The organism is Saccharothrix hoggarensis (assembly GCF_042678885.1).
In the GTDB taxonomy this organism is placed as follows: domain Bacteria; phylum Actinomycetota; class Actinomycetes; order Mycobacteriales; family Pseudonocardiaceae; genus Actinosynnema; species Actinosynnema hoggarensis.
Genome location: NZ_JBHTLK010000287.1, coordinates 1 through 7,845, shown reverse-complemented (window position 1 = coordinate 7,845; position 7,845 = coordinate 1). Strand labels below are relative to the sequence as shown.

At 72.3% G+C, this 7,845-nt stretch carries 5 protein-coding genes; all 5 read left to right on the top strand.

Translation table 11 applies throughout. The annotated features are described in order from the left end of the window. The first annotated feature begins 150 nt into the window (after window positions 1-150). Window positions 151-2,043 carry a peptidoglycan D,D-transpeptidase FtsI family protein gene (locus ACFQ3T_RS32405; RefSeq protein WP_380729246.1) on the top strand — a complete coding sequence of 631 codons (1,893 nt, stop codon included), beginning with the start codon at window positions 151-153 and terminating at the stop codon, window positions 2,041-2,043. Between the two features lie 623 nt (window positions 2,044-2,666). Beyond that, a complete protein-coding gene (locus tag ACFQ3T_RS32400; protein WP_380729243.1) occupies window positions 2,667-4,196 on the top strand; it encodes a UDP-N-acetylmuramoyl-L-alanyl-D-glutamate--2,6-diaminopimelate ligase in 1,530 nt (509 codons plus the stop codon). Further along, window positions 4,193-5,653: a UDP-N-acetylmuramoyl-tripeptide--D-alanyl-D-alanine ligase gene (locus ACFQ3T_RS32395; protein WP_380729241.1), complete on the top strand. Its 1,461-nt coding sequence runs from the start codon at window positions 4,193-4,195 to the stop codon at window positions 5,651-5,653. The genes ACFQ3T_RS32400 and ACFQ3T_RS32395 overlap by 4 nt, the downstream gene beginning before the upstream one ends. Next, window positions 5,650-6,738, top strand: a complete 1,089-nt coding sequence (gene mraY, locus ACFQ3T_RS32390; protein ID WP_380729239.1) for a phospho-N-acetylmuramoyl-pentapeptide-transferase — start codon at window positions 5,650-5,652, stop codon at window positions 6,736-6,738. Before ACFQ3T_RS32395 ends, mraY begins: the two co-directional genes overlap by 4 nt. Window positions 6,739-6,740: 2 nt before the next feature. Then, window positions 6,741-7,845, top strand: a 1,105-nt coding sequence (gene murD / locus ACFQ3T_RS32385) for a UDP-N-acetylmuramoyl-L-alanine--D-glutamate ligase (protein WP_380729237.1), incomplete at its 3' end; no start/stop codon positions are given.

Below are 7,845 nucleotides of genomic sequence, written 5' to 3'. Positions count from 1 at the left end.
GGAGGCGCCGCCCGCCGGCCAGGACGCGCCGCCGGCCCAGGACCAGGCCGCACAGCAGGAACAGGGGCAACCCACGCCCGAAGGCCAGCCGCCCGCGCAGGGCCAGGCCGGGCAGCAGGCCGCGGAACAGCCGGTACCAGGAGGTCAGTGATGCCGGGGCCAAGCCGCGGCAAGCCCGTGCGACGCCCGTTGTCCGTCCGCGGCCCCGCCCCGAGGCGGCGTCGCGGCGGCAACAGCCGGGTGCGCCTGGCGGTCGGCCGGCTCCTGCTGGTCGGCGCGCTGCTCGTGGCGGGCGTCAAGCTCGTCCACGTGCAGGGCTTCCAGGCGGAGGCGTTGTCCGCGAAGGCGCAGAAGCAGCGCGCCACCCCCATCGACATCCCGGCCGCGCGCGGCTCGATCCTCGACCGCAACGGCAACCAGCTCGCGTTCAGCGTGGAGGCCCGCGCGCTCTACGCGGTGCCGCAGCTGATGCGGGAGCGGTGGGCCGAGGCGCTGGCGGCCGACCCGGACATCGGCAGCTTCGAGGACCGCGTCGCGGAGATCGCGACGTTCATCGAGCAGACCCTCGGGCCCGAGGTCGACGGGCAGAAGACCGACCGGGAGACGGTGCGCGCGAAGCTGTCGCGCGACATCACCTACATCGAGCTGGCCGAGAACGTCGACCCAGCCAAGGCCGACGCGATCTCGGAGAAGTACAACGACATCGGCTCCGAGTACCGCGCGGTCCGCGTGTACCCGAACGGCGAGCTGGCGTCGAACATCATCGGCGCCGCGAACTGGCGCAAGGACGAGGAGCCGCCCGCGACGCACGGCCTGCTCGGGCTGGAGATCGCGCAGGACAACCTGCTCGCCGGCAACTCGGGGCAGCGGATCGTCGACACCATGCAGGGCAGCAACGTGGTGATCCCCGGGCCGGGCCGGTCCCGCGAGATCACCGCCGCCACGCCCGGCAAGAGCCTCGAGCTGACGTTGGACGTCGACACGCAGTACGCGTTGCAGCGCATGGTCACCGACTACACGAAGAAGACGGCGGCGCGCAGCGGGTCGGCCGTGGTGCTCGACCGGCGCAGCGGCGAGATCATCGCGATGGTCAACGACAAGACGTTCGACCCGAACGACTTCGGCAAGGCGAGCGAGGAGCAGCTGCGCAACGTCGCCGTCACGTCGGTGTTCGAGCCGGGTTCGGTCAACAAGATCGTCACGGCGGCGACGGCCGTCGAGGACGGCATCTACCAGCCGGACAGCGTGCTCCAGGTCGACGGCAGCATCAAGATCGCCGACCGGGTGATCCAGGACGCCACGCGGCACGGCCGGCTGGACATGACGTTCACCGGCGTGTTCGCGAAGTCGTCCAACGTCGGCACGCTGATCGCGGCGCAGAAGATCGGCCAGGAGCGGTACGCCGAGATGCTGGACAAGTTCGGGCTGGGCAAGCGCACCGGTTCCGGGCTGCCCGGCGAGGAGTCCGGCTACGTGCCGCCGCTCAACCAGTGGTCCGGCTCGACGTTCGGGAACCTGCCCATCGGGCAGGGGCTCAACATGACCCTGCTGCAGATGACGGGCATGTACCAGGCGATCGCCAACGACGGCGTGCGCATCCCGCCGCGGATCATCCGGGCCGAGGTGTCGGCCGACGGGAGTCGCAAGGAGACGCCGCAGCCGGAGAGCGTGCGCGTGGTGTCGCCGCAGACGGCGAAGACGGTGCGCGACATGTTCCGCGCCGTGGTGCAGAACGCGCCGGGGCAGACGGGGACGGGCGCGTCGGCGGCGCTGCCGGGGTACCAGATCAGCGGGAAGACGGGCACCGGGCAGCAGATCGACCCGAAGTGCCGGTGCTACAGCAACACGCAGCACTGGATCACGTTCGCCGGCATCCTGCCCGCCGACAACCCGCGGTTCGTGGTCGGCATCATGCTCGACAACCCGACCGTCGGCGACCAGTCCGCCGCGCCGCTGTTCCACGACATCGCGTCGTACCTGTCGCAGCGCTACCAACTGCCGTTGTCGGCCGAGCAGAGCCCCATCGTGCCTCTGGTGCTGTGAGGGTTTCCCGCTACGGCCGCGGTGCGCCAATACCGGTGTCGGGCGGCGCTTGACGGCGACCGCGCTCACGGCGGGCCCGTGCTCAGGCGTGAGTGGTGAGCCGGCGGTGGTTTTCGCAGTCGTGCACAGGTTCGCAGTTGTCCACAGGTCGGGCCGCCCAGCGCACTTGTGTCGGTCGCCGCCGGCAGGATAAAGACAGGGGTCCCCTGGAGGGGACCTCTGCGAAGCATGAACGCGGCGAAACATGACGGCGACGAAAGCACGACCGCGGGCGAAGACGTCACTGCGGCCGAGCACGACTGCGGCGAAGTCGTGACCGCGGGCGACGCGTGACCGCGGCGAAATCATGACTGCGGGCGAAGGCACGACCGCCGGTGAAATGGCCACACCACGGGCCTCCCTCACCGACCCCACACCGGGACCGAAAAGCGCGTGCCCTCCGCCGACCTACGCCACGATGGCCGTCGCAACGCCACGACCTCGCGCGACGGCCAACCGCCGGCACCCACCACACCGACCGGTCGAGAAATTGATTCAGGTTTCACGCCTGCACACGACCTCCGCGCCGGTCCCGAGTGGACGTGCCGGGTGACCACTCTCCGTGCGCCGGTAGCCTTCCGCGCGTGCCTGCCAAGCTAGAGGGCAAGGTCGCGACCGCTCCGCCTCGCCCTTCCCGCACCCAGCCCGTTGCCGTGTCCGAGCTCGCCACGACGGTCGACGCGCGCCTGACCGCCCCCGACCGGGCGCACGTCCAAGTCAGCGGCGTGACGTTGCGCGCCCAGCACGTCCGGCCGGGGGACCTCTTCGCCGCCCTGCCGGGCACGCGGGTGCACGGGGCCGACTTCGCCGCCCAAGCCGTGGAGCACGGCGCGGTCGCCGTGCTGACCGACGAGCAGGGCGCCGCGAAGGTCCACGGCGTGCCGGTGCTGGTGCACCCGGACCCGCGCGCGGTGCTCGGTCTGCTCGCCTCCCACGTCTACGGCCACCCGTCCACGAAGCTCGAGGTGTGGGGTGTGACCGGGACGTCCGGCAAGACCACCACCAGCTACCTGGTCGAGTCGGCGTTGCGCGCCGCCGGCCGGGCCACCGGGCTCATCGGCACGGTCGAGACGCGCGTCGCGGGCAGCCGGCTGGACAGCGCCCTCACCACCCCCGAAGCCCCTGACCTGCAAGCCCTGCTGGCCGTGATGGTCGAGTGCGGCACGACGGACGTCGCCATGGAGGTCTCCAGCCACGCCCTGCGGCTGGGCCGCGTCGGCGGGGTGGGGTTCGCGGTCGGCGCGTTCACCAACCTCTCCCAGGACCACCTCGACTTCCACCCCGACATGGAGGACTACTTCCGGACCAAGGCCGAGCTGTTCGACGGCCGGGCCCGCACCGAGGTGGTCTGCGTGGACGGCGAGTGGGGCCCCCGGCTGGTCAAGGAGCGGACCACCACGGTCGCCACGACCAAGCCCGCCGACTGGACGGCCACCGACGTCACCGTCTCCACCACCGGCGAGCAGACCTTCACCGCGCACGGCCCGGACGGCGTAACGCTCGACGTCGAGCTGAGCCTGCCGGGCGACTTCAACGTCGCCAACGCGCTCCTCGCCATCGCCTGCCTGCACTCCCAGGGCATCCCCCGGGACGCCATCCGCGAAGGGTTGCGGACCGTCCAGGTGCCCGGCCGCATGCAGCGCGTCGACGAGGGCCAGGACTTCACCGCCGTCGTCGACTACTCGCACAAGCCCGCGGCCGTCGCGCTCGCGCTGGAGGCGGTCCGCGCCCGCGCCACCGGCCGCGTCATCACCGTCCTCGGCTGCGGCGGCGACCGCGACACGGCCAAGCGCCCGCTGATGGGCGAGGAGGCCGCACGTCGCAGCGACGTCCTGGTCGTCACGGACGACAACCCGCGCAGCGAGGACCCGGCCGACATCCGGGCCGCGATGCTGCGCGGCGCGCTGGCCGTGCCGGACGGCGAGCGCGGCGAGGTGGTCGAGGTCGGCGACCGCCGCCTCGCGATCGAGCACGCGGTGTCCCTCGCCCGGTCGGGCGACGTCGTCGTGGTCGCGGGCAAGGGCCACGAGACCGGCCAGGAGGTCGCGGGTGTCGTGCACCCGTTCTCCGACGTGGACGCACTGACGAACGCGATCCGGGGAGCCGTCAAGTGATCGAGTTGAGCCTGGCCGAGATCGCCGAGGTCGTCGGCGGCAGGGTCCACCACGCCACCGGCGACGAGGTGGTCACCGGGTCCGTCGAGTTCGACACCCGCAAGGTCACCCCCGGCGGCCTGTTCCTGGCTCTGCCCGGCGAACGGGTCGACGGCCACGACTTCGCCGCCCAGGCCGTCGCGAACGGCGCGGTCGGCGTGCTCGCCGGGCGCGAGGTCGACGCGCCCGCCGTCATCGCGCCCCCGGTCGAGCGGGACGGCGGCAACGCCTACGTGCTGTCCGGCGACACGGACGGCGCGGGCGCGGCGGTGCTGGCGGCGCTGGCGAAGCTCGCCCGGCACGTCACCGACCGCCTCGCCGACCTGACCGTCATCGGCGTGACCGGCTCGTCCGGCAAGACGTCCACCAAGGACCTCATCGCGCAGGTGCTGGCCCCGCTCGGGCCGACCATCGCGCCGCCCGGGTCGTTCAACAACGAGCTGGGCCACCCGTGGACGGCGTTGCGCGCCGACGAGTCGACCCGGTTCCTCGTGCTGGAGCTCAGCGCGCGAGGCGTCGGGCACATCGCCGAGCTGTGCCGGGTCGCCCCGCCGCGCGTCGGCGCGGTGCTGAACGTCGGCAGCGCCCACGTCGGCGAGTTCGGCTCCCGCGAGGGCATCGCCCGGGCCAAGGGCGAGCTGGTCGAGTCGCTGCCCGAGGACGGCATCGCGATCCTCAACGCCGACGACCCGCTGGTCGCGGGCATGGCCGAGCGCACCAAGGCCAAGGTCGTGTTCGTCGGGGAGAACAGCGCCGCGCACGTCCGCGCCGCGAACATCGAGCTGGACGAGCAGGCCCGCGCGCGGTTCACGCTGGTCACGTCACGAGGCGAGGCCGACGTCCGGCTCGCCGTCCACGGCCCGCACCAGGTCGGCAACGCCCTCACCGCCGCCGCGATCGCGCTGGAGCTCGGCGCCACGCCGGAGCAGATCGCGCGGAGCCTCGGCAGCGCCGAACGGGTCTCCGCGCACCGCATGGCGGTCTCCGAGCGTCCCGACGGTGTGACGATCGTCAACGACGCCTACAACGCGAACCCGGAGTCGGTGCGGGCGGCGCTGAAGTCGCTCGCCACCATCTCCCGGGCCACGACGCCCGCCCGCCGCAGCTGGGCGGTGCTCGGCCCGATGGCGGAACTGGGTGCGGACTCGATCCGCGCGCACGACGAGATCGGACGGCTCGCGGTCCGCTTGGACATCAACAAGCTGGTCGTCGTCGGACAGGACGCCCGCGCGATGCACCAAGGGGCGCACCTGGAAGGATCATGGGGCGAAGAAGCGATTCTGGTGCCCGACGTGACGGCGGCCGTCGAGCTGCTGCGCGACCAGGTGCGGCCCGGTGACGTCGTCCTGGTGAAGGCATCCAACTCATACGGCCTGTGGCGGGTTGCCGAGGCTCTCCTGGAGGCGGTCAGCAAGTGAAGAGCATCCTGATCGCGGCGGCCATCGCCCTGATCACGTCGATCATGCTGACGCCGTACCTGATCAAGATCTTCTCCCGGCAGGGCTTCGGCCAGGAGATCCGCGAAGAGGGACCGCAGAGCCACAAGACCAAGCGCGGCACGCCCACCATGGGCGGCGTCGCGATCCTCGTCGCGATGTGGGCGGGCTACCTCGGCTCGCACCTGGTGAACTCCATGTCGGCGTCCGCGCAGGACCAGACGCCCAGCGCGTCCGGCCTGCTGGTGCTGCTGCTGACCACGTCGCTCGGCGTCGTGGGCTTCCTCGACGACTTCATCAAGATCCGCAAGCAGCGCAACCTCGGCCTGAACAAGACCGCGAAGCTCGTCGGCCAGTTCGTCGCCACGATCATCTTCGCCGTGCTGGTCATGCAGTTCCCGAACCGGGACGGCCTCACGCCCGCGTCCGTGCACCTGTCGTTCGTGCGCGACATCACCGTGGTGTCGTTCGGCGTCGTCGGTTTCGTCGTGTTCTGCTACGCCGCGATCAGCGCGTGGTCGAACGCCGTGAACCTGACCGACGGCCTCGACGGCCTCGCCGGCGGCACGTCCGCGATGGTCCTCGGCACCTACGTGGTGATCAGCTTCTGGCAGTTCCGCTACAACTGCTCCAACCTGCTCGTCGCCGGCTGCTACGACGTGCGCGACCCGCTGGACCTGGCGCTCGTCGCCGCCGCCGCGATGGCCGGCTGCATCGGCTTCCTGTGGTGGAACGCCGCGCCCGCCAAGATCTTCATGGGCGACACGGGCTCGCTCGCGCTCGGCGGCCTCGTCGCCGGCCTGTCCATCGCGACGCGCACCGAGCTGCTGATGGTCGTCATCGGCGGCCTGTTCGTGGTCGAGGCGCTGTCGGTGGTGCTGCAGGTCGCGGTCTTCCGCACGTCACGGCGACGACTGTTCCGCATGGCGCCGTTCCACCACCACTTCGAACTCGCCGGGTGGGCGGAAACCACGGTGATCATCCGGTTCTGGCTGCTCGCGGGCATGTGCTGCATGCTCGGGCTCGGCCTGTTCTACAGCGAGTGGCTGACCGCGGTCGAGAGCTGACGATGGGATTCCTCGCAGGTCGTCACGTCCTGGTCGCCGGCGCCGGCGTCACCGGGCGGTCCGCGGCGGAGGCGTTGCTGGCGGCGGAGGCCGTGGTGACGGTGACCGACGGCTCCGCCGACCGCCTCGCCGCGCTGGAGCAGCTGCTGCCCGGCGTGACGCTGGTGCCCGGCCTGGCCACGCCGCCGCCCGGCACGGACCTGGTCGTGACCAGCCCCGGCTGGCGCCCGTCCAGCCCGCTGCTCGCGGCGGCGACGTCCGCCGGGATCGAGGTCATCGGCGAGGTCGAGCTGGCCTGGCGGATGGGTCTGGAACTGGCCGACCCGCCGACGTGGCTCGCGGTGACCGGCACCAACGGCAAGACCACGACCGTCGGCATGCTGGAGTCGATCCTGCGCGCGGCGGGCATCGACGCGGTGGCGTGCGGCAACGTCGGCCTGCCCGTGGTCGACGCCCTGCTGGCCGGGCGGCGCGTGCTGGCCGTCGAGCTGTCCAGCTTCCAGCTGCACTGGTCGCCGTCCGTGCGGCCGTTCGCCGGGGTGCTGCTCAACCTCGCCGAGGACCACCTCGACTGGCACGGCACGTTCGAGGCGTACGCGGCGGCGAAGGCCGGCGTGCTCACCGGCGACGTCGCGGTCGGCGGCGTGGACGACCCGGTCGTCGCCGCGCTCCTGGCCGAGTCGCCCGCGAAGGCGCACGTCGGCTTCACGCTCGCGTCACCCGAGGAAGGGCAGCTCGGCGTCCACGACGGGCAGCTGGTCGACCGGGCGTTCGGGGCGGCCGACACGGTGCTGCTGCCGGTCGCCGACGTCCAGCCGGCCGGTCCGCCGGGGATCGCCGTCGCGCTCGCCGCCGCCGCGCTGGCACGTGCGCACGGCGTTCCGGCGGAGGCGGTGGCCCGCGGGCTGCGCGCGTTCCGGCCGGGCGCCCACCGGGCGGTGCCGGTCGCGACGGCCGACGGGATCACGTACGTCAACGACTCGAAGGCCACCAACCCGCACGCGGCGGCGGCGTCGCTGCGGTCGCACGACAGCGTGGTGTGGGTGGCCGGCGGGCTGCTCAAGGGCGCGTCGGTGGACGACCTGGTGCGCGCCGAGGCGCACCGGC